The sequence below is a fragment of the Polynucleobacter sp. IMCC30063 genome (genome assembly GCF_021395235.1).
Lineage (GTDB): Bacteria > Pseudomonadota > Gammaproteobacteria > Burkholderiales > Burkholderiaceae > Polynucleobacter.
Genome location: NZ_JAJVCQ010000001.1, coordinates 874,189 through 896,300, shown reverse-complemented (window position 1 = coordinate 896,300; position 22,112 = coordinate 874,189). Strand labels below are relative to the sequence as shown.

At 41.5% G+C, this 22,112-nt stretch carries 20 protein-coding genes; 9 read left to right on the top strand and 11 right to left on the bottom strand.

Annotated features, from left to right (window positions below; translation table 11 throughout):
• The first annotated feature begins 2 nt into the window (after positions 1–2).
• The 7 genes from LZG75_RS04560 to LZG75_RS04530 all read left to right on the top strand — a co-directional run bounded on the left by LZG75_RS04560 (position 3) and on the right by LZG75_RS04530 (position 5,213).
• Positions 3–485, top strand: coding sequence for a MaoC family dehydratase (locus LZG75_RS04560; RefSeq protein ID WP_233925185.1), 483 nt, complete (start codon positions 3–5; stop codon positions 483–485).
• Between the two features lie 31 nt (positions 486–516).
• Positions 517–1,677, top strand: a complete 1,161-nt coding sequence (locus tag LZG75_RS04555; protein WP_233925186.1) for an acyl-CoA dehydrogenase family protein — start codon at positions 517–519, stop codon at positions 1,675–1,677.
• 21 nt (positions 1,678–1,698) lie between these two features.
• The gene (locus tag LZG75_RS04550) at positions 1,699–2,670 is read left to right on the top strand and encodes a tripartite tricarboxylate transporter substrate binding protein (protein WP_233925187.1); all 972 of its coding nucleotides are present in this window, start codon (positions 1,699–1,701) and stop codon (positions 2,668–2,670) included.
• 1 nt (position 2,671) lies between these two features.
• A complete protein-coding gene (locus LZG75_RS04545; RefSeq protein WP_233935670.1) occupies positions 2,672–3,661 on the top strand; it encodes an acryloyl-CoA reductase in 990 nt (329 codons plus the stop codon).
• A gap of 37 nt (positions 3,662–3,698) precedes the next feature.
• Positions 3,699–4,673, top strand: a complete 975-nt coding sequence (locus LZG75_RS04540; RefSeq protein WP_233925189.1) for a tripartite tricarboxylate transporter substrate binding protein — start codon at positions 3,699–3,701, stop codon at positions 4,671–4,673.
• 115 nt (positions 4,674–4,788) lie between these two features.
• Positions 4,789–4,938, top strand: coding sequence for a hypothetical protein (locus tag LZG75_RS04535; RefSeq protein WP_233935669.1), 150 nt, complete (start codon positions 4,789–4,791; stop codon positions 4,936–4,938).
• Positions 4,938–5,213: a hypothetical protein gene (locus LZG75_RS04530; protein ID WP_233935668.1), complete on the top strand. Its 276-nt coding sequence runs from the start codon at positions 4,938–4,940 to the stop codon at positions 5,211–5,213. Before LZG75_RS04535 ends, LZG75_RS04530 begins: the two co-directional genes overlap by 1 nt.
• 68 nt (positions 5,214–5,281) lie before the next feature.
• Here the strand turns inward: LZG75_RS04530 and LZG75_RS04525 are convergent, their stop codons facing one another.
• From LZG75_RS04525 to LZG75_RS04510, 4 genes are all read right to left on the bottom strand, one after another.
• On the bottom strand, positions 5,282–7,408 hold the full coding sequence (locus LZG75_RS04525; RefSeq protein WP_233935667.1) for an adenylate/guanylate cyclase domain-containing protein: 2,127 nt from the start codon (positions 7,406–7,408) through the stop codon (positions 5,282–5,284).
• 219 nt (positions 7,409–7,627) lie between these two features.
• Complete coding sequence (locus LZG75_RS04520) at positions 7,628–8,968, bottom strand: FAD/NAD(P)-binding protein (protein ID WP_233935666.1); 1,341 nt, start codon at positions 8,966–8,968, stop codon at positions 7,628–7,630.
• Positions 8,969–9,160: 192 nt separating this feature from the next.
• Positions 9,161–9,868 (bottom strand): outer membrane beta-barrel protein, encoded by a 708-nt coding sequence (locus LZG75_RS04515; RefSeq protein ID WP_233935665.1) that lies wholly within the window; start codon positions 9,866–9,868, stop codon positions 9,161–9,163.
• Between the two features lie 80 nt (positions 9,869–9,948).
• A complete protein-coding gene (locus LZG75_RS04510) occupies positions 9,949–11,124 on the bottom strand; it encodes an FAD-dependent oxidoreductase (protein ID WP_233935664.1) in 1,176 nt (391 codons plus the stop codon).
• A gap of 70 nt (positions 11,125–11,194) precedes the next feature.
• Between LZG75_RS04510 and LZG75_RS04505 the strand changes: the two genes are divergently transcribed.
• Positions 11,195–11,749: a YSC84-related protein gene (locus LZG75_RS04505; RefSeq protein ID WP_233935663.1), complete on the top strand. Its 555-nt coding sequence runs from the start codon at positions 11,195–11,197 to the stop codon at positions 11,747–11,749.
• 320 nt (positions 11,750–12,069) lie between these two features.
• Here the strand turns inward: LZG75_RS04505 and LZG75_RS04500 are convergent, their stop codons facing one another.
• The 7 genes from LZG75_RS04500 to LZG75_RS04470 form a co-directional block, all read right to left on the bottom strand.
• Positions 12,070–12,750 carry an RraA family protein gene (locus LZG75_RS04500; protein ID WP_233935662.1) on the bottom strand — a complete coding sequence of 227 codons (681 nt, stop codon included), beginning with the start codon at positions 12,748–12,750 and terminating at the stop codon, positions 12,070–12,072.
• Positions 12,751–12,796: 46 nt separating this feature from the next.
• The gene (locus LZG75_RS04495) at positions 12,797–13,618 is read right to left on the bottom strand and encodes an aspartate dehydrogenase (RefSeq protein WP_233925201.1); all 822 of its coding nucleotides are present in this window, start codon (positions 13,616–13,618) and stop codon (positions 12,797–12,799) included.
• A gap of 4 nt (positions 13,619–13,622) precedes the next feature.
• Positions 13,623–14,396, bottom strand: coding sequence for a hypothetical protein (locus LZG75_RS04490; RefSeq protein ID WP_233935661.1), 774 nt, complete (start codon positions 14,394–14,396; stop codon positions 13,623–13,625).
• An 8-nt stretch (positions 14,397–14,404) separates the two neighbouring features.
• Complete coding sequence (locus LZG75_RS04485; RefSeq protein ID WP_233935659.1) at positions 14,405–15,397, bottom strand: tripartite tricarboxylate transporter substrate binding protein; 993 nt, start codon at positions 15,395–15,397, stop codon at positions 14,405–14,407.
• Positions 15,398–15,465: 68 nt separating this feature from the next.
• Positions 15,466–17,040, bottom strand: coding sequence for a choline-sulfatase (gene betC, locus LZG75_RS04480; protein WP_233925204.1), 1,575 nt, complete (start codon positions 17,038–17,040; stop codon positions 15,466–15,468).
• Positions 17,041–17,065: 25 nt separating this feature from the next.
• Positions 17,066–19,321 carry an arylsulfatase gene (locus LZG75_RS04475; protein WP_233935657.1) on the bottom strand — a complete coding sequence of 752 codons (2,256 nt, stop codon included), beginning with the start codon at positions 19,319–19,321 and terminating at the stop codon, positions 17,066–17,068.
• A gap of 30 nt (positions 19,322–19,351) precedes the next feature.
• Positions 19,352–20,359 (bottom strand): tripartite tricarboxylate transporter substrate binding protein, encoded by a 1,008-nt coding sequence (locus LZG75_RS04470; RefSeq protein WP_233925206.1) that lies wholly within the window; start codon positions 20,357–20,359, stop codon positions 19,352–19,354.
• A 253-nt stretch (positions 20,360–20,612) separates the two neighbouring features.
• Here LZG75_RS04470 and LZG75_RS04465 point away from each other — a divergent pair, with 253 nt between their 5' ends.
• On the top strand, positions 20,613–22,109 hold the full coding sequence (locus tag LZG75_RS04465; RefSeq protein ID WP_233925207.1) for an FAD-binding oxidoreductase: 1,497 nt from the start codon (positions 20,613–20,615) through the stop codon (positions 22,107–22,109).
• The last annotated feature ends 3 nt before the right edge of the window (positions 22,110–22,112 follow it).

The window sequence follows — 22,112 nt, the reverse complement described above, 5'->3', positions numbered from 1 at the left end:
GCATGCATAAAATTAAACTTAACTCTCTTAATGAATTAAAAAATTGGGTTGGTAAACAACTTCCTCCTTCCGATTGGCAGACGATTACTCAAGAGCGTATTAATTTATTTGCTGAGGCTGGCGGAGACGATCAATGGATACACGTAGACCCAGTAAGAGCAGCAAAAGATTCTCCCTATGGAGTCACTATTGCTCATGGTTTTTTAACCCTCTCATTATTAAGTCGTTTTTTTACAGATACTGTTCTCATCGATGGCGTTACCCTATCTATTAATTATGGAACTAACAAAGTTAGATTTACGGATCCAGTTTTAGTTAATGCAAGGGTTCGCGCTCATTTCACCTTAATGTCTTTAGAGGCATTTAAAGGGGGCGTACAAATTATTTGGAATGTTTCTATGGAACAAGAAGGTAAAGAGCGGCCTTGTTTAATCGCAGAATGGGTAAGTCGACGGTATGGGGAATTTAGTAATGAAGCTTCGTAGTGCATTTCACTATTTTGATTAAGGAGGCACTATGATTCGCAACCCAAACGAATTCTCTTCTTTTTTAGATTCACTAAAAAAATATTGCAAAAATAAGCTTATTCCTCGAGAAGCAGAGGTTGCCTTACGCGATGAAGTACCCACTGATATCGTGAGCGATATGGCTGAGTTTGGACTATTTGGATTTTCAATCCCAGAGGCCTATGGTGGATTTGGCATGACTACAGAAGAACTAGTCTTAGCTGCAATAGAACTATCTCAATGCTCTGTTGCCTTTCGTGCGCGGGTGGGGACCAATACAGGAATTGGGTCGGAAGCATTAGTTGCTGATGGATCAGAATCACAAAAAGCATTATATTTGCCTAGATTGGCTAGCGGAGAAATTACTGGCTGCTTCGCTATTACCGAGCCTGACGCGGGTTCAGATGCAGCCTCTTTAAAAACTTCGGCACGTAAAGATGGGGGTGATTTCATCCTAAATGGTATTAAATGCTTTATTACTAATGCACCTATTTCCGATCTTTTTACGGTCATGGCAAGAACAGATCAAAATAAGCCTAAAGCTGATGGTGTCTCTGCTTTTTTAGTAGAAAAAAATACACCAGGCCTTACTGTTGGCAGTCCATACAAAAAAATGGGGCAAGCAGGATCCCCAGTTTCAGAAGTATATTTTGAAAACTGCCGCATTCCTGCTAGCAACCTTATTGGGGTAGAAGGCGCAGGCTTTAAAACCGCAATGAAAGTATTGAATAAGCAACGCATCCATTTGGCAGCACTTTGTATTGGTCCTGCTATTCGAATGTTAGATGAAATTGTGAAATATACATCCCTTAGAACACAATTTGGTAAGTCCATCGGCGCCTTTCAGTTGGTGCAAGCCATGATTGCAGATTGTCAAACCGAAATTTATGCCGCTAAAGCACTTGTTTTAGAAACCGCTCGCAAACGAGATGCAGGAGAAGATGTCACGATGGAGGCCTCCATTTGCAAATATTTTGCCTCTGAGATGTGTGGAAGAGTTGCCGATCGATGTGTGCAGATGTTGGGGGGTTATGGCTATATTGCTGATAATCCGATTGAAAGATTTTACCGAGATGTTCGTCTATTCCGCCTTTACGAAGGAACAAGCCAAATACATCAACTGAATATCGCCAGAAATACGTTTAAACATGCTGGACTTTCCCTGAACTAACACTCTTATTTTGGAAAAATTATGAAAATCAAATTTTATTCAACTATCGTCTTTTTACTCGGCTTAGTTAGTCCCATTACAACTTGGGGACAAACAGCTAACTACCCCAATCGCCCTATTAAAATCATTGTTCCTTATGCTGCTGGTGGTGGCACTGATTCTGCAGCAAGAGCAATTAGCCAAAAATTAGGGCAATTACTTGGCCAACCTATCATTGTTGAAAATAAACCTGGAGCTTCTACGCAAACTGGTACCCTTTCAGTCGTCAAAGCTCCTGCAGATGGCTATACCCTATTGATGGGAACAGCCAACTTAGCAACGAATGTGGCCTTGTTTGATAAATTGCCATACGATGCTCAAAAGGATTTAATACCGGTTAACCTCATAACTAAGGTACCTGTTTATATCTTCGTACCTGGTAATTCTAGTATTAAAAATGTTCCTGATTTAATCGCTCAATCGAAATTAACTCCTAATGGCTTATCTTATTCATCACCAGGAAATGGCAGTAGCGCACATTTGGCGGGTGAGCTTTTTAAAAGCGACTCAAAAAGCAATCTTCAGCATATCCCCTACAAAGGAAGTTCAGAGGCAACGACGGCCCTCATTGGGGGTCAAGTTCAGCTAAGCTTTGATAATTACGGCCCAGTAATGGCTCAAGTCAAGGCTGGAAATGCAATGCCAATAGCAATTGCTATGCCGGCAAGGTCTAGTTTTACGCCCAATGTACCCACTTTGAAAGAATTTGGTTATCCAATGGAAGCATATGCTTGGTGGGGAATTTTGGCGCCTGCCGGAACCCCAAATCCCATTATTGAGCGGCTAAATAATGCTATACAAACTGCTCTAAAGGATCCTGAAGTACGTGATAACCTCCAAAAACAGGGGGTCGAGATTATCGGTAGCACCCCAACTGAATTTGCTGACCACATTAAAGCAGAGACTATTAAGTGGTCACAGGTTACCAAGCAAGCCAATATTAAAGCTCAATAATATGCAAGGCATTTTTAAAGCTTTTCGCCTTCACTCCATTGACGGTGTGGTCACTAGAAAAATTGAGTCCATCCAATTGGATTCTTTGAGTCCTGGCAATGTGATTATCAAGGTGGCATTTTCTAGTATTAACTACAAGGATGCACTCGCTTCAAAAGGTCTTAACAATGTCGTACGTGAATGGCCAAGAATTAGTGGCATTGACCTAACTGGAATCGTTGTCGAGTCACATGATTTACGCTTTAGCCCAGGAGATGAAGTATTAGTAAATGGCTGCGGAATTGGGGTTGATCATGATGGTGGTCATGCAGAATACGCGCGAGTGAACGCAGATTGGGTTATGAAGTTGCCGTCAGGCCTCACTCTACTTGATGCTGCCACTATTGGTGTTGCTGGATACACGGCAGGGCTATCTTTAGACTTAATGGAACTAAATGGTCTAAATACCCAAGGCGGTCCAATCCTAGTAACCGGCGCAACAGGAGGTGTCGCTACTATTGCCATCGATATGTTGTCTCAAAGAGGTTACCAAGTTACCGCCATGAGTGGAAAGCCGAACGAGACGGCATATCTTAAAAACCTTGGTGCCTCAGAAGTCATTGGCCGCATTTCGCCAGAGAGCTCATTTAAACCCCTTGAAAAAGCCCAATGGGCTGGGGCGATCGATTCTGTCGGTGGATATACCCTATCTTGGCTTACTCGTGTCATGCAAACAAGCGGAATAATTGCTGCCTTTGGAAATGCTGGTGGAGCAGAACTAGATACTACTGTTGTACCCTTTATTCTTAGAGGAATACGTTTAATAGGCATTAATGCTAATTCTCCCATGAATATAAGAGAAAAAATCTGGAAGAAGATTGCCAACGAATATCGCCCTACCCATTTAAAAGAAATCGCCAGCATAATTGGCATAGAAAAGTTAGCGCATCACCTAGATCTCACCTTGGCAGGAAAATCAAAGGGCAGAATAGTAATTGATATGACTAAATAAGATTTGCAAATTAGAAAAAAGAAAGCTAGGAGCCAATATGAAGCGTCGAGAATTTCTCATTACTATCCCCAGCATTGGTCTTTACCCTTTAACATCTTATGCTGAAGCAGGTTTTCCAAGTAATTCGATCAAAATAGTTTGCCCCTACGCAGCAGGTGGTGGTCCTGATATTCAGTTGAGACAAGCAGCGCCTTATCTAGGAGAAGCTTTCAAACAAACAATCATTGTTGAGAATAAAGTTGGGGCTGGCGGAGTGCTTGCGACTCAATATGCGGCCCAGTCAGCGCCTGATGGCTATACACTTATGCTTGGATCAAACATACAATTAATTCAAAAAATCATTAAGCCAGAAATTTCAATTAATCCATTGGCGGATTTTGCACCCATTAGTAATATGTACTCTTTCCCAACAGTGATGATGGTTGCTGCAGATTCGCCTTACAAGCGAGCTGAGGATGTGATCGCTGCTGCCAAAGCTAACCCAGGTTCCATGAACTATGGATCAGGCGGTATTGGAACTTCAGCGCATATTGCAGGCGCCACCTTCGTCACACTGAACAATTTAAAGGTAACACATATCCCATTAAAAGGATCAGTAGAAATTGCTACATCTCTAATTCGAGGTGATACACAGTTTGCATTTCCTATAGCGGGAACAGCTGTTCCGTTGGTAAAGGGTGGAAAAGTCCGTGCACTAGCTGTGACGAGTAAAAATCGACTAGCTCAATTACCGGAAGTTCCAACCCTCAATGAGATTATGAAAAATGAACTGACAATTCAAGAATCATGGTTTGGAATGTGGGCTCCAGTCAAAACACCTCGAGATAAGATCGACACATTATTTCAAGGAATCACCAAAGTCCTGAATATCAAAGCCCTTAAAAATACCTATGAAGATGCTGGCAATTTAGTCACACCAAGTCAAAGTCCGCAAAGCTTTGCCCTATATATGATTAACGAAAATAAAAAATGGGCTGAAATTATTCGCCTTACTGGCATAACCGCTGAGTAACAGATTGACTAAACTAGTCACCTTGACACTTATAACCCATTGAATTAATAAGGGTTTAAAGTGGAACAACATTCTTTTAATTCGTTGGGTGCGTGGACAAGTAAAGTATGTGGTGATGAGTCAGCAGCAATATCAATATCTTCGCGAATGCGAGCTTGAAGCTGCACTAGCTGAATCTAAAAGTGACTTGGTACAAGGTCGCTTTGTTAAAGAAACAGTGGCTCAGCATATTAAACGCCTAAAGCAAATCAATAAATCTGCATAATGATTTGGCAGTTAATCTTTACTGAGCAGTACAACAGGCGGGCGGCTAAGTTCTTAAAGCGTCGCCCCGATGTAGAAAGTCAATACGCCAAAACATTAGAGTTATTAGAACTCAACCCACATCATCCTTCACTACGCCTGTATGGCTTGACTGGAAGACTAGAAGGGTTACAAAGTATTTCCATCAACTTGAAATACCGCATCACCATTGAAATGATTATTACTGAAAATGAAATTGTTCTGATCAATGTTGGCGATCACGATGCAGTGTATTGAGAGAAGTGTAAGGCAACTAGAAAATAAATTAATTTTTTCTATCTTGAAACCAGATGCTTAGACTGCCCTCAGTTAATCTTATTACGACACTTAGCAACCATTACTGCAGCTAGGCCATCATCAAACCGAAGTACTAAATCCTCATAAATGACGAGTGCCTCAACATAAGAGCCATTCATATAGAGATCAAATGCTTTCTTGGTAAAGATGCAAAGCTCTTTTTCAATCTCTGTTGGGGCGGTTTCAGCATCGCCATCCTGAATCCCCATTAATTCATAAATAATTAACTCGCCCTTACGGCCTTTGACGGTAATTTGGTCAATTGGCCTAACCCATAATCTTTCACCGGCCTCCTTAAAGAGGGAGTGGCTAATACATATGTCAGTATTAAATTCTTTATTGATACCCTCTAGGCGTGCTGCTATATTGACTCCATCGCCCATGACGGTATAGCTTAAGCGCTCAGCTGAGCCAATATTACCCACCAAAACCGCATCAGAATGAATACCAATGCGCACGACTAAGGGAGGCTTTTCTTCTGCAACTAGTTTTTCATTTAAGAAAACCATGCGTCTTTTGGTCTTAAAAGCAGCTACGCAGGCATGGTAGGCGTGATTTTGATCCAATAAAGGGGCGCCCCAAAAGGCCATGACTGAATCGCCAATAAATTTATCAATTGTTCCGCCCTCTTCCTTAATGGCATACGTCATTAACTCTAAATACGAGGAAACTCGTAATAGTAGCTCTCTGGAAGGGGTGATTTCAGATAGCGTGGAGAAGTCTTTTAAATCTGAGAATAAAACAGTGAGATAACGACTCTCACCACCTAGCTCAATAGCTTTGCCTGAACTTAACAGGTCATTGACAAGGTCCTTAGGTACATAAGAAGTAAAGGCAGCTATTGTCGACTTTAACCTTTTGATAGCATTAGATAATGTACTAATTTCATAAATACTAGAGGTAACCTGTGGATAATCATCACTTTTAAAAGTGAATATATTTTGAATTTCAGTTGTGAGGGATTCTAAAGGTTTAGATATCAGTTTCGAAAAATAGAATGTCAGAAATGCAATTAAGATAAATGCAAAGATACCAAAGATAATTAACCTTTGATTGATTATATTAAGCTCAGCCATAAAATCATCTAGAGGAACAACTGTCATGACGATCCAAGGCTTTATATAATTGGCAGGAAAAGAATTAAAATTTGCAAGATAGGGAACTTTATTTTCCCCAAAAGTAAATTCAATCTGTTTCGATCCAATTTGGTCATATATTTTTTTAGCTACCGAAGCAGGAGATGAATCTAGATCTACAATCTTCCTAGGTACTAAAGTATCTTTTTCTTTAATAAAACCTAAATTTACTTCAGGGTGAACAATTACATCGCCCTGTTCGTTAAAAATAATAGTCTGACTATTTTTGCTAATTTTATTTTTGAGTAAAAAATCAGCAAATGATGCAACTTTAACTTGAGCAGTGACGCTTCCTAATAGTTGATTACTGACTGTAATAGGATGGCTAATGCTAATAACAGCTTGTTTAGTGCTATTAGTAAAATATGGGTCCTCTATTAGAGGTATATCAAACTTTCCTTCTGAGAAATTTTTAGTTATGCCTTTATAAAAAGGTCTTTCTCGAGGATCATATTTGTTTGGGGATGTGAACTTTGCTATCACATCACCCCAGGACTTAAAAAAGGTATAGGTAGACTCTCCATTCTGATTTTTACTACGATCAATCACCCAACTCACATATTGTGATCCCTCCGGAGGAACACGTCCTGCAATGGGAATGGCCTGATTAGTCCTTTGTACCTGTCTAAATGAGCCATCTTTTGAAGATAAAAAATAGCTTACTACATTTAAATTATTTTCTAAATTAACAATACTATGCTCAGTAATCTTTTCTTGATTTATCAACTCAGGATTGGAGGCAACCATCTTTGAAGTCACTCTTACCGCATCCACTATTGGATCAAGAAATTCAATTAAACTATGAATTGATTCTTCGTTTGCCCTCACAACTAAATTAATTGCATTTTGCTTATAGATTAAATAGTTAGTGCGATAAGAATAAAAAATAAAAGTAATAAATGCAGGAATAATTAGCATTAGAAATATAACGCTTATGCTAATCCTTAGATTTATATTTTGTTTTATAAAATTTGGTAAAAACTTTTTATCTTTGCTCATAAGAAGAATATTTAATAAAGCCTATTTTAAGATCAGATTTTTGTAACTGAAATAGTGGTTTGATCTTCCCTTTTTTCACCAGCAATCAACTTAGGCATCATGCTACCAGCTTTTCCGTTCCTAGCGGTTATATTGAGGAGCTTGGCTGATGTTTTATGTAAATTCATGCATAAATTAGATCAGTTTTAGAGACAAATTAATAGAGTGTGCTCCAGAGCTTTACACACGCATTTTCATCTGCTCTGCTAATTGCTCCGCCTGCTTAGTAATGGCGCTCGCGGCTACGACATCGCCCAAACTGCCCATTGTGGCTGGACCAATTAGCCACAAGTTCTCCCATGCTTTTTGATTCGAGTCGAGCACTCGGAGATTGGTGTCTACTGCAATTGATTGCTGTAGATCGTCAGGTATGGCAAGTTGGCTAGTGATCAAATTGCTCAATAAAGGATCGACCCCAACACCCGTGCAATTAATTATTCTCTCACCTACTGCCTCGTAACCATTATCTAGTAGCACTTTAATATTAGGTTCAGCACAGCTAATTAGCTGTGCTCGACCCAAGATGAAATGAATCTGATTTTTTGCTCTTAATTGCTCATAGCTAGCAATGGTTTGAGGTGAGGCCCGAAAGCGGTATAAAGACCAGATCCAACCTACCCGTTTCAATAAAATAAGACGCTGTTTAGAAGAAAATTGCTGCCAAATCGTATTTAAATTAACCCTTAATTCTTCCCAAGAACATTGCCATTCTGAAGTAGCTGCATCAACAGAGGGAAGATACTCACGCATAAACCGGATAAAGCGTCGTGGGCTTAACTGCTTAGGCCATTTAGGCTCCTGCTGTCTTTGCCACGGCGCTTGAACTGGAGGAAAGATTTTTCGTGGGCTAATTACATAAATCATGCCGCGGTGACCCTGTTCTACAAGCGCGTTTATCGCATCAAGCGCCGTTAATCCGCCGCCGAGCAAAATAATATCTTCATGAGATCCTACTTCTTGCAGATACTCGCCGGCCCATGGATTTTCTACCAGATGAGTATGAATCCAAGTTGGGGAAGCAAGCTTTGTATTTACATTACAAGGCCAGCTAGGTGGCGCATTACCTGTTGCAATAATGAGCTGTTTAGCGATGAGCTGATCCTGATTACTTAGACTAAGAGTCCAATCATCTCCTCTACGAAGAATTTGCGTAACCTTGGTGGGGATACGTTTCAGTTGCCGCAAACCTAATTCATGCGACACTAGTTCAGAAATATAACGGCCAAAATCATGCCGCCTATAAAAATATCCAGCTGTCGTTTTTGCTTCTGGGTCATGAATATGGCTCTGTGCCCACCTTGCAAAATGCAAAGGATCATCTGAAAAAGTAATGAGTAGATCCTCGCGAACATTAAGCCGATACGATTGGCTCGCACAGGAATAGGCATTTCCGCGTCCGATTTCTCCTGGCCCAATAAGAGTAATAGATGAAGCAGGGACTCCCTTGCGTAAAAGATGGATAACCATGATGGCGGCAGCAAATCCGTCTCCTACAATTACAATTTCATTCGATTTATGCAATAGCTCTTCTTTTTCAATTTAATGTTAATAATATATTTCGCTTTTAATGTGATCAATTCTTAAACTGGGATATTCGAGAAGCAGTAATCATGCAAAATAAATTTCTTACGATTCTTCTAATAAAAAACCCCCACCATTTCTAGCGGGGGATTACTGATTTAGCCCTTGATAATTCTAAGACTTCTGAAACACTTAAAACTTATATCCTACGCCAACCAGGAAATTTAAAGTACTCATCCCATTGGTGCCAGAGGCTGTTAAGGTATCGATAGCCCCCGTACCTGTAGCGCCAGTATTTACTCTTGCACTAGTAGAAACAGTTTGGTTGCCGTAATTTGCATAATTTACTTCGCCAAAACCATAGAGACCGCCTGAAATGATTTGCTTATATCCAAGACCCAATGAATAGCCAGTGTAATTAGACGATAAGGATGTAAATTGCTTGTACTGCGCACCGCTATAACCAACCTTCAAATACGCTAAGCCATTCGTGCCAACCACCATGGCAGGAGAGAGAAAAATATTATAAGAATAGTTTTTTTGGTAATAATAATTTCCCGAACTATAAGTTGTACCTCGTATGCTCCCTGACTCCGTATAATTTTGCGCGCTACCTCCTAAGGTATATTCGGCGCCGACGCCTAATAAATACCCTTTAGCAATATCGGCGTAATAACCCACCGAACCTGTGCCAATTAAATAACTTGAATTTCCCATGGATGAGTTAGCGGGAATGGCGTATCCATTAAATGCGGCTGAGCTACTAACTGAACTTGGCGATGATTGCTCATATCCAATACCAAGCTGCCCAAATGCGCCATTAAAGCTTGAAGCTTGTGCATGCACTGCACCAGCGCTAAGTATTAGAACTGATCCTAAGATAGATTTATAAAAATACATTGTGCTCTCCTCTTGTTATTTTTTTACTTATTTTTACCCATAAGATATGGGAATTCTTAGTCTAACTGATAAAGCAATTTTTAGCTTAAGCCGTAAAACTCCTTCGCCCCCTTCAGCAGCAAATCAAACTCTTTAAGATTGGGCGTATTTGGATTGCCTCCCTCAATAAATGTGCCGCCTATAACCCCAATATCTTTGGGTGTTGAGTTAGCTAAGCGTTTAGGAAAAATATAGAACGAGCGTTTTACCTTTTGATTCGCCTCAGTCTTGCCTTCGCCAAAGTAAACCAAAATCATATAATTCATGTTTTGTGGTATTTGATTTTTTAGCATAATTAAATGCCCTTGAACTGGCACTACTTCGGCATCGTTTGCTAATTGATTTGATCCTAGGCCGCTACAGTTAAAAATAAATTTTTGCTGAACCTCTGCAAAAGAATTAATTTTCTTTTTAACAATTTTAATCTTGTTAGCCTTAATATATTGGTGCAATTCTCCCATCAGGGTAGCTGTATCCATATATATACCATCGTCATAAACCACCATGGGTCTGGTGGTGCCGTTTCCAAAATCCAATATCACCTCTTTTGCTGGCTGCATAACAACTCCAACATAGGGCTCTAATCCTGAGTCTTGGCGATTATTAAAATAAGTTGGCACAATTAATGCGCCCCCTTTAAAGTCTTTATTCTTATTTTTAGCAATGCCATCATAAAAGCGATAAGCTTCTACCCCGATTCGGTCGATGGTGACCTGCATCTCAGGTGAATTATCCATCGATACTGGCGCGAGTAGGCCGCCAGCATTATGAGAAGTTAATGAATCGACTCGATCAGCATAGATAGTAATATTGCTAAAACCCCGCTTGTTTAAATCATATGCCGTGAAAAGGCCAATTACGCCGGCGCCAATGATGGCGATAGGCGTAGCTTTATTAGCAAGGTCCATCGCATACTGAGAATTGATCAGTAGCTCGTTTACATAGTTTGCAGAACCGGGGCCTAAAGTCCAACCACTGCCCCCATGGCCATAATTATGGGCAATGATTTTATTTCCCTCTTTTACTACACTTAAATTAGGTGAGCCATGTCTCATGGGGCGGTAGCATAGAATTCGCTGGCCTAAATAAGCGTCATTAAAATTCGGTGGGGTAATTTTGCGAATGTCAGGAGTGCTCCCGAGTGCCGAGTTGCCAATTAAGGCAGCAACTCCAACTGCGGACGATTGTAAAAAGTAACGGCGAGATGAATGACTCATGCAGCGACCTTGATATAATTTAAAAAATATAGAATAAACTATTTTTATCAAATTAATTCTTTAAATTCCAATGAAAAAAGTCATTTGCAGTATTTACTTTCTAATTTCTAGCTTGTTTTTTCTACAGCTATTTAGCCCCTCGGCCTTAGCCGTAAACGTATCTGAGTTGAACAATAGTTCTAAAACAGCCCTCACTAATTTACTGAAAGAAAATGTTGAAGCGAGAAAGTTAAATGCATCGGCAATAGCTGTTCTCGTCTTTCCAGTAATTACTAAAGCAGGCTTTATGATTGGTGGCCACTATGGTGAAGGTGTGTTGTGGAAAAAAAATAAGCCGACTGCTTACTACAATACTGCTGGCGGCTCATTTGGATTACAAGCTGGAGCTCAACAATATGGCTATGTGCTATTTTTTATGAAAGAAAGTGCGCTTGACGCGCTTGATTCGACTCAAGGCTTTGAAATTGGTACTGGTCCGAGCATTGTCGTCGTCGATCAAGGATTTGCGACATCAATGACTTCTATCAACACACAAGTTGATATTTACGCATTTATCTTTAGTCAAAAAGGATTGATGGCTGGCATAGGCATTCAAGGCAACAAAATTACCAAGCTTGACCAATAAAAGAACGGAACAAGACCCCAGTGGAGCTGGTTTTAACTCTGTAACAATAATGAATTTTGGGCATTGACTGACAGTACTTATCTCTGCAGCTTAGCCTGTGTTTACCAGTATTCCGCTGGAGGGGATTTCCCCCGATCTCACCAGTTTGTCTCTGGCGGTTAACTACGTATTACTTTTGAGAGGCCGGGCATCCTTGACAATAGCCTATTGGTTCTAGCTCCGACCTCTTGGTCAGAACGAGTCCTGACCAGAACCTACACTGTATCTGAATCATTGCTAATTGTCAAGTATTTGCAGAATTGAAGACATTCAGTAAGGCCTTAAACATGTCCATATTTTTTTAACGCTTCTGCAAGACTAAGTCCGCTGGCAATTTCAGTGCGAATATTTTTCTCGATCACAGTTAAACGCTCTGCCTCGATTAAGACACTTTCTACTATCTCGACCGGAATCACAATGCCTCCATCTTCATCTGCCAAAATGAAATCGCCAGGGCGTACGGTTACATTGCTACCATCATGGCCACGAAGATAAACTGGTATCTGCCAAGCATTCACCTTCCATCTTCCTATTGATTGGACTGAGGTTTTATAGCGTGCAAATACAGGAAATTGATGCTCTCCAAGCCAACGCACATCACGAATGCCCCCATCAAGTAATGCGCCTACACACCCTCTTTCCTTCATGCCGAGCGCAATTAACTCGCCAAAATAACAAATGCCTTCGCCATTGCCGCTCCACACGCTAATCTCGCCCGGAGACAAGCCTTGACATGCTGCCATCTTATCGTCATCACCACCTTGAGCATAAGGAGTCATTTGCCCTCGAATGGTATAGGCCCACCCTGCCAAGCGCTTGCAAGTTTCAGGGTAAGGTCTAAAGTCAGCCGCTAATCCTTGCTGCAATAAATTCAGATTATCTAAAACATCAGCAACATTTGATGTGTCCACCTCTAAATACCGTAAGCGAATCGATTCTTTTTGTTCCACAGTTAAATTCATTTGAAGCCTTTATGAAACCTATTAATAGGCATGATTTTAAAATCGCTTAAGTTCCCACCTGAAAGTGGGAGGTGAGCTTTCTTAGCATTGCAACTACACTCTGTGCCACGATACGTCCAGTGCGTGGATTTTCAGAGGGAATATTTTCCATCGTCATACTAAATTTTGCTGAATCTGAATCAACCGTAATGGTATGAGTATTGTGCGTCACCGTCGGATCAGCCCAAATTTCTAAAAATGTATTATCTGGTCCGATACCAGCTAATGCTAGTGCCACAACCACGTTCAGATTAGCTGGAAATCCCTTAGCTGCTTCTTTGGCATTCCCGGTAAATACTTTTAGAGGCTCTGTTAAGCCCTCTACAGAAATACGATTCTCAATTAAATAAGGTGCGCCCTCAAGACCCTTAGGTGGTTTACGGGTAATCATTCGCACAGAATGAATTTTGCCTTCGGCAGCGGCAACCATGGCATCTAAGCCAATTAAGGCGCCAGTAGGTACCATAATTACTCCACCAGTTTGCTTAGCCAATTCAACTAAATCAGGTCTAAACAAAATTGCGCCAACCGATAATACTATTGCTTTCTTTTGTTGCCTTAGAAATGGGCCAATAATATCGCCCAAGAATTCAGCTGGTGCGCACTCCACTATCACATCTGCGTGTGGTTCTAGTTCGTCGATACGCAATACCTTCACGGGGTGCGCCAAAGTCTTCACAAAGGCTTGCGCTTTATCGTGATTCTTAGCCGAAACTGCAGTGAGCTCAACTCCTGGAACGACTCCTGCTGCTAATTTAGTCGCCAGTGATTTTCCAATTGCCCCAAGCCCAGCAATAGCTACGCGGATTTTTTTAGGTGTACTAGTCATCTTGCTATTCATTCAAAAATAATTCATTAACAGAGCCGCGCAAATCCATCTCAAACTCCAAGCCCGCGACAGGTGGTCTTGCAAAATGCCAACAAAGTCCATTCGGTATTAAATCAGGCTTAGATAGTAACTCTCTCACTAAATCAGCAATATTATGAATCGAATAAGCTTGTACTTTAGTAACATCCTGCCATGTCAAATCCAGTGCCGTTAATCGAGAATTCATTTCTGCAATAACGAAAGCCATTTTTTGTCTGAGGCCAGCCTGCGAGATATCGCCATAAGCAATGATCCGATCCCTATAAGGTTCAGCGCCCTTTCTCGCGTCACCGCCGCCGGATAAAACAAAACTAGTTTTGGACAGAGGATCTGGCACGGTATAGGTAAAAGCCAACATGGAAACGACTTGTGGACCATGATGTTCTGGGCATACATTGGTTCGGGCAACAGGATTAATAGCGCTCTTCCCATCTACTGGGGCTTGATAAATTCCCCAGGCCGCCAATTGTTTAACATACTCCTGATTAAATGCAATAAAACCTTGATCATCGAATTGCTGAGGTGAGCGCAGTTCACAATGAGCAAAAGCAGTCATTGGGCGTCCTATCTGACGCAAATGTTTTTCGATTGCGCTAAAGCCATCCTGCAAGGGTATGGCGCGCTCAAAGCGAATTTGCTCAAGGCGATATGTAGGAAGCGCGGCTACTCCTGCAGAATATTGAAAAACACTAGGCAGGTAGCGATAATTGCCTGCTGTAAATTCGATTGCTGAGTTCATGTTCTGCGCTAATCAATCGTCATACTAGAAGCTTTAACAATTTGAGCATACTTAGCAATTTCAGCCTGAATATGCTCGCCAAATTTTGCCGGTGTACCGCCAATAATTTCTATACCGCGCTCGGAAAAACTCTTTTTAATAGCGGGATCTTGTAAAGCACGATTAATTGCACTATTGACTTTATCTACGGCATCCCTTGAAAGGCCTACGGGAGCAACAATACCGTACCAAGAATCGGTCTCAAATTTTGGAAAACCTTGCTCGGCAATAGTTGGAATCTCAGGGGCTAGTGGTGCAGGAGTTAAATAGGTAGTACCAATCGCCTTGAGCTTTCCTGATTTAATATGCGGCAAGAAATCGGGTAGATTGCCGAACATCATATCGATATTACCCGCCAACAAATCGGTTAGGGCTGGACCTTGGCCCCGATAAGGAATATGCACAACATAAATTCCGGCTTGGGACTTCAGCATCTCACCGGCGAAGTGTGCTGTAGTGCCATTACCAAAAGAACCATAAGATAGCTTTCCTGGATTCTTTTTGGCATAAGCAATAAGTTCTTTTAAATTATTCACCGGCAAACCTGGGCGCACAGCCAACACGTTTGCAGTTTTAGCCATCAAAATAACCGGCTGTAAATCCTTATTTAAGTTATAAGGTAAATTCTTCACCAAACTCTGATTTACCGTAAAGCTATTAGCAACGCCACCAACAGTATGGCCATCAGTTGCTTTGGCAGTAGCATCTACTCCAATTACCGTTCCCGCTCCAGGTTTGTTATCAACAATGATAGATACACCCAAAACCTTTCCCATATCTGGTGAAATGGCGCGAACCACCGAATCTAATGTACTCGCGCCACCTGGAAAAGGCACAATAATGCGAACGGCTTGCCCATTTGGCCAAGTGCTAGTCGTTTGCGCATGACTAAGACCAAAATAAAAAGTACAGAAAAAAGTTAATAAACTAGTAAGGCCGATACTAAAGTTTTTAATCTTCATGTTTTCTCCGCTTTGATTAGCCTATAGTTTAGCTTCTCAATTGAGACTATGCGCTGACTTGAATTGATTTAGGCTTTATCAGTATCTACAAAAGGGAAACGCGCTTTCGCTTTGGTTGCATGCTCGCCATGCTTCAGCCCCCCGCCCCGCACATAACGGATGTCATCATTTGCCTGCGCCTTCCAATTCCAGCGATAAGGGTCTGCCCATGCTTCATCCGCTGCACGAATGAATAGACGTCGTGCTTGACTTTGGCAAACTTGCTGGTGAATTTTTTCAGCATCATAATCCTTGGCCATCATCGCTAGCAATTCATTTAAGATTTTTTGTGAGCCAGTGTCGTTAGATAAATCATTTAATTCATCGGGATCAGCGAGCAAATCAAATAGCATCGGAGGATGACCGCCAGTATGAATTAGTTTCCAGCGTCCATACTTCAACATTCGTAAAGGCCCTGGAACGCCTCCAGCCGTGAAGTCAGCGACCGCAATATCTGGCCACTGAGGATCATGGCCTACTTCAAGTATCTTTCGTAAAGAATGCCCCGCAAGATTTTCAACAGGGGAAATATGTTCTTCTGCATATTCTCCACATATATCTAGTAAAGTTGGCAACAAATCTACTAGGGAAACATTCGAGTCGATGCGCCGTGGGATAAAGTGGTTTGGCCAGGAAATCATTAATGGGACTCTAACTGACCATTCATACATACACATTTTGAACCACATCCCGCGCTCACCTAACATCTCACCATGATCAGAAGTAAAAATAACAATCGTATTTTCATCCAGCCCTGCGCTTCTCAGCGTTTGCAATAGCTCGCCTATTTGCCGATCAATCCAACTTATCATGGCATAGTAAGCCCGCCTCGCTCTAATAACCTGCTCTTGCGAAACTGGCATTTGATTACGTCGGTGATTGTAATAAAGGCCTAAACTCGCCGGATCCAATTTTTCTGGAGGTAGCTCTGCCACTTGAGGCAAATTAATTTCAATGCCTTCATACAGATCCCAAAACTCTTGCTGCGCATCAAAAGGTGGATGAGGATGCGTATAAGAAACAGTTAAAAAAAAGGGTTTATCATCGCTCCGATTTCGAGCGTGATCCCAAAGCCATTGTTTAGCTTGATATTGCACCTCTTCGTCATAGTCAATTTGCAAATTTCTTAAACATGGGCCTGCCTCTAAAACTGGTCTCATACTCACTCCAGCCGGATTTGGATCTGTAGGGGGTCTACTCCAATTAGCAGTCCAACTAAAGTCCGCTGGATAAATGTCGGTAGTTAATCTAGCTTGATAGCCATGCAGTTGATCAGGGCCAATAAAGTGCATCTTTCCAGCTAGGGTCGCGCTGTACCCCAATTTTCTTAAATAGTGTGCAATTGTTGGTAGCTCAGAGTTTAATTCCGCACCGTTATCCCAGGCACCGATAGCAGTTGGTAAACGCCCAGTAAGTAAGGACGCTCGAGCAGGGGCACATAACGGCGAATTTGTATAAGCAGAATTAAATATCACGCTTTTCTCAGCTAATGCCGAAATATTAGGAGCCTTTACAACCTCATTGCCATAGCTTGGCAAGGCCTGAGGAGCTAACTCGTCAACCATAATGAGTAAAACATTAGGTGCTTCTTTTGATTTAGGCATCTAGATTTCTTTAAGAGAATGAATTTTAGTCGTCGGCTAATGCTGCGTAATACTCTTTTAAAAAGTCAATTTCCTGATCGTCCTCGACCTTAACAATAATCTTTTTTAAATTTCCATTGAAGGTATTGGGGCAGGAGTAACTCTCGCTAACGGGGCTGCCATCATCGCGTCCACAGTGTATTCCTGTGGCATTAGGCAATAAAGGCCACATTCTTTCCATTGCCAAACTAGCTACCTCAATACCATCGCATGACAATGTACCGCTGCCTGCTAAAGAACCGGTTTTTTTAAAGCCGAAGGAAACATGATGCTTACCTGCAGAAAGTTTTGATGGTGACTTTAAGATTAATCGTCGCTCATCACCGCAGTTATATTCATGAATTAATTGATTGTCCTTAATAAAAAGTACGTATCCGCCAAAGCGTCCGCCTGCGGCAAATAAAACTCCATTAGTCCCATGCTCATCAATCTCAATCTCAGCCTCAATTTGGTATGACCGATTGGCAACATTGGGAGCAGATAATCTATCTACGCGTGCCATACCTGGATAATAAGTATATATTTTTCTACTAGTAGCTTTTAAGCTTGCTGCAGTTCTTTCGCGGTCGCGATCATCGAGTGGAAGCACCGAATACTTCTCCGCTTCAGACCACCATAAATCTATTAACATCTTCAATTTTTCTGGAAACTGTGACGCTAAATTATTACTTTCAGAAAAATCATATTCAACGTGATAAAGCTCCCATATATCAGCCTCAAAATCGGTCCCTTTTTTATGCCGAGTTACCGCCTTCCATCCCTCGTGCCAAATGCCTCGATCGCCTAACATTTCAAAATACTGGGTTTTTTTCTGCGTGGGTGCTTGAGCATTATCAAACGCATAAACCATACTTTTCCCATGGATGGGAAGCTGCTCGATTCCCTGATGATTTTGAGGGGCATCAATATTTAATAACTCAAGTACGGTAGGGACAAAATCCACGCAATGGTGATATTGTCGTCTAATACCGCCTTGATCTTTGATTTTATTGGGCCAATGAATAATTAACGGATCTCTAATGCCTCCACCAAAGGTATCCATCTTGAACCATTTAAGTGGAGTATTGCCAGCAAAACCCCAACCTTTCGGGTAATGATTATAGGTATATTCACTGCCTAACTTATCAATATTGGCAATTAATTCTTCAATTGGCTCGTCAACAAATGCATAGTGTTTGCGAATATTAATATTTCCATGATCGCCACCTTCATCACTTGCTCCGTTATCTGAGAGGACAACAAATAAGGTGTTGTCTAATAAATTCATCGACTCTAAATAATCAACTAATCTACCCACCTGCTCATCGGTGTGCTCTAAAAAACCAGCAAATACCTCTTGCATGCGAGCGCAAACCCTTTGTTCATCGCTAGATAAGGAATCCCATGCTATGACCTCATTATTTCTTTCAGTTAAGACGGTATCTGGCGGAATAATGCCTAATTCAATCTGCCTCTTAAACCATTTTTTACGAATCTCATCCCATCCACAGTCATACTTCCCTTTGTAGCGCTCAATATATTTAGGTTCTACATGATGAGGGGAGTGGCAGGCGCCCAATGCAACATAACTAAAGAAAGGCTTTCCAGGTGCTGAGCATTGCTGGTCACGAATTAATTCAATCGACTTGTCAATTAAATCCTCGGTTAAATGATAACCAGGCTTAACCGGTCGAGAAATTGGATGATTGTCGCAAAACAGCTCTGGATTCCAATGGTCTGTCAATGAGCTTAAAAAACCATAATACCGATCAAAACCCCTAGCTAATGGCCAGTAGTCAAAAGGGCCTGCTGCTGTGGCATCCGTCATACGCATGAGATGCCACTTCCCCAACGCATGCGTGTTATATCCATGGGGCCTAAGCATATCTGCTAGTGTCGCGGCTCGCTTAGTAACTTGACCCTGATAACCTGGATACCCTGTACACCACTCAACAATTGTCCCCATGCCAGCAGCATGGTGCTGTCGCCCAGTGAGTAAAGCTGCTCTGGTGGGCGAACACATCGCAGTGGTATGAAAATTCGTAAACCTTAAACCCTTGGCTGCAAGCGCATCGATCCTGGGGGTATTAATATCCGAGCCATAGCAACCCAAATGCGAAAAACCTACGTCATCTAAAACTAATAAAACAATATTTGGATGATCTGGTGAAGCTTTTTTTGCTTCTGCCCAATGTGGCTTGGAATCACGGTATGTCTTACCAATCGATCCTGCGAATTTTTCAGCAGGCAAAATTTCTTCCATTGAACTATTCTCTTGAATTAAGGTGGGTCATTAATCCGCTTTTTTTATAGCAGCATTACGAATAACCGCTTCCCACTTTGTAGTCTCATTTCGGATCATGAGGTCCATTTCTTCTGGGCTTGAAGGAGTTACGGGCATCCCTCGATTACGCATTGTGGTTTGGTATGCAGGATCTGCAGAGCTCCGCTGAACCGACTCGTTAATTTTTTTAATAACTTCTTTAGGCGTGCCTGCAGGCGCCGACAGCGCCATCCATGTTAAAGCCTCAAATCCAGGAAGTCCTGATTCTTGAAAAGTGGGGACTGATGGAGTAATTTCAGAGCGTTTTTTCTGGGCAATAGCCAAGCCAATCACTTCGCCATTCGCTAACGTTTGCACGTGGCTTGGCAGAATATCCATTAACAATGGGACTCTTCCACCTCGTAAATCAATCATTGCCGGAGAAGATCCGTTATAAGGAATATGAATGACATCTATCTTAGCAGTCGTTTTTAGTAACTCAATTGCCAGATGCGAAGGTGTGCCATGGCCAAATGAGGCAATTGCTAATTCACCGGGCTTGGCCTTGGCTTTAGCAATTAAATCACTAAGACTGGTGATACCAGAAGATTTAGATGCTACTAAGATCAAAGGATTGGTACTCACCGTTGAAATGGGGATAAAATCTTTGCTGGGATTAAAAGGTGGATTTTGCATTAATAAAGGGCTAGTCACCATATTAGCTACTACAGAGGCTAGAAGTGTGTAGCCGTCTGGTTTAGCACGCGAAACATATTGCGCCCCCAGCATGGCCCCGCCGCCCGGTTTATTTTCTATAACTACGGACTGACCCAAATCCTGAGACATGCCTCTAGCCAAATCTCTAAATGTCGCATCAGTTGGGCCTCCAGCAATATAAGGCATCACAATGGTAATTGTTCGAGAAGGATAATTTTGCGCAAATGCCACAGAAACACAAATACAGGTAAAAAAAATAATGGAAAAGGTCTTTACCCGCTGATGCCATAGCGCTGTGAAGATAGCTGATGTATTAGTCATATAAACCTTTTTTGGGTTAATTATTAAAATTGCCCCTCTAAACAATCTAGCTCGATATTTGCCTATGAACAATCCTTTGTCCAAATTTATCTATCTTAGCAATTATTGTCAATCAAAACTTCATATGACCATACTTTTAACACCCTAGTAAAAACACTTAGATCAAATAAATTGACTTATAAATTAAATTTAGTTAGATTTAGAACAATCGTTTGTTCAATTTAGGCTTGTTTTTTATATAAGGGCTGTTTTCATGGCTATTAGCACTGCTGTAAAGGCGCCAAAAATAAGCGCTAAAGACATCCCCATATCTGCAGAATTATCAAAGAAATTACAGGCAATTATTGGGGACAATAAGCTTTTATTGGGCAAGGCTGATCGTTATGCCTATTCTAGGGATAGGCTGCCGCATGGGCTTTATCGAATTCGAGCTGGTGCCTTACCTGGCACCCTACCTAGCGCAGTAATACTGCCAGAGTCGACTGAAGATTTAATTAGCATTACTCAATTTTGCTTGGCCAATCAAATTGCTTTAATTCCCTTTGGCGCCGGATCCGGAGTTTTAGGTGGAACTATCCCATTAAATGGTGAAATGATTATTGACTTAAAGAAAATGAACCGCATTCTCGACATCAACGAAATCAACGGCACTGTAACAGTTCAAGCTGGAATGAATGGAATGCAATTTGAGGAGGCGTTAAATAAGCGTGGCTTTACCGCTGGGCATTATCCCCAATCTATTGCAATGTCAACGGTGGGCGGCTGGGCTGCTTGTCGGGGGGCTGGTCAAGCCTCCTCAAGATTTGGAAAAATTGAAGACATGGTTTTAGGGCTGAAAGCAGTGCTGCCAAATGGCAAATTGTTAGACGTTCGGCCAGTTGCTAGAAGATCCGTAGGTCCAAGTATTAAAGATATCCTAGTGGGTTCAGAAGGGGTATTTGGGTTCATTACAGAAATTACCTTAAGGATTTGGAAAAAATCGCTTCTTAGTGAAGGTTGTGTCCTAGCTTTCCCCTCTCTTCAGGTTGGCTTCAATGCACTACGAGAAATTATGCAAAGTGAATTAAGGCCGGAAGTGATTCGTTTATACGACGTAGAAGAAAGCCATCAGCGGACTGAAAATATAGCTGAATTTAAGGAAAAGCCAATTTTATGCATTATGAAATTTTCTGGCTTGCCAGAGCTATTAGCTGTAGAGAAAAAACTCTCAATTGAGATTGCGCAAAAATATGGCGCATCCTTAGCTAGTCTCGCTCCTTATGAGCATTGGCAAAAAACGCGCTATCAATCCTACTCAACTCAATGGCAGACGGATGATTACTATATGGATACGGTTGAGGTGACGGCAAGTTGGAGTGAAGTTGAGGCAATGTACAAAACCATCGCTAAAGAGGTCAAGGTCATCTATCCAGAACTGCATTTTGGAGCGCATTGGTCACATATTTATCCTGAGGGTCTCTGTCAATATATGACTATTAGGCTACCCCCAATGGATAATTTACAAGCGCATCAATTGCATCTACAGTTGTGGGACAAAATTGAATCCATTTGCCTTCAATTTGGTGGTTCAATCGCCCATCACCATGGCGTTGGCTTGCTTCGAGGTAGATGGATGAAAGATGAATTAAATGAGGGCATGCATCTTCTTGAGGCTCTCAAGCTTTCGCTTGACCCAGGGAATTTATTTAACCCTGGAAAACTAGGTCTGCCCCTAGCAAATGGGGCTCATGGGCTTACAACCAATAACTAATTT

Bases quoted from the DNA above. Each gene is read 5' to 3' on its own strand.
- LZG75_RS04560 (WP_233925185.1), top strand. From the start codon at position 3: ATGCATAAAATTAAACTTAACTCTCTTAATGAATTAAAAAATTGGGTT.
- LZG75_RS04555 (WP_233925186.1), top strand. From the start codon at position 517: ATGATTCGCAACCCAAACGAATTCTCTTCTTTTTTAGATTCACTAAAA.
- LZG75_RS04550 (WP_233925187.1), top strand. From the start codon at position 1,699: ATGAAAATCAAATTTTATTCAACTATCGTCTTTTTACTCGGCTTAGTT.
- LZG75_RS04545 (WP_233935670.1), top strand. From the start codon at position 2,672: ATGCAAGGCATTTTTAAAGCTTTTCGCCTTCACTCCATTGACGGTGTG.
- LZG75_RS04540 (WP_233925189.1), top strand. From the start codon at position 3,699: ATGAAGCGTCGAGAATTTCTCATTACTATCCCCAGCATTGGTCTTTAC.
- LZG75_RS04535 (WP_233935669.1), top strand. From the start codon at position 4,789: ATGAGTCAGCAGCAATATCAATATCTTCGCGAATGCGAGCTTGAAGCT.
- LZG75_RS04530 (WP_233935668.1), top strand. From the start codon at position 4,938: ATGATTTGGCAGTTAATCTTTACTGAGCAGTACAACAGGCGGGCGGCT.
- LZG75_RS04525 (WP_233935667.1), bottom strand. From the start codon at position 7,408: ATGAGCAAAGATAAAAAGTTTTTACCAAATTTTATAAAACAAAATATA.
- LZG75_RS04515 (WP_233935665.1), bottom strand. From the start codon at position 9,868: ATGTATTTTTATAAATCTATCTTAGGATCAGTTCTAATACTTAGCGCT.
- LZG75_RS04510 (WP_233935664.1), bottom strand. From the start codon at position 11,124: ATGAGTCATTCATCTCGCCGTTACTTTTTACAATCGTCCGCAGTTGGA.
- LZG75_RS04505 (WP_233935663.1), top strand. From the start codon at position 11,195: ATGAAAAAAGTCATTTGCAGTATTTACTTTCTAATTTCTAGCTTGTTT.
- LZG75_RS04500 (WP_233935662.1), bottom strand. From the start codon at position 12,750: ATGAATTTAACTGTGGAACAAAAAGAATCGATTCGCTTACGGTATTTA.
- LZG75_RS04495 (WP_233925201.1), bottom strand. From the start codon at position 13,618: ATGACTAGTACACCTAAAAAAATCCGCGTAGCTATTGCTGGGCTTGGG.
- LZG75_RS04490 (WP_233935661.1), bottom strand. From the start codon at position 14,396: ATGAACTCAGCAATCGAATTTACAGCAGGCAATTATCGCTACCTGCCT.
- LZG75_RS04485 (WP_233935659.1), bottom strand. From the start codon at position 15,397: ATGAAGATTAAAAACTTTAGTATCGGCCTTACTAGTTTATTAACTTTT.
- betC (WP_233925204.1), bottom strand. From the start codon at position 17,040: ATGCCTAAATCAAAAGAAGCACCTAATGTTTTACTCATTATGGTTGAC.
- LZG75_RS04475 (WP_233935657.1), bottom strand. From the start codon at position 19,321: ATGGAAGAAATTTTGCCTGCTGAAAAATTCGCAGGATCGATTGGTAAG.
- LZG75_RS04470 (WP_233925206.1), bottom strand. From the start codon at position 20,359: ATGACTAATACATCAGCTATCTTCACAGCGCTATGGCATCAGCGGGTA.
- LZG75_RS04465 (WP_233925207.1), top strand. From the start codon at position 20,613: ATGGCTATTAGCACTGCTGTAAAGGCGCCAAAAATAAGCGCTAAAGAC.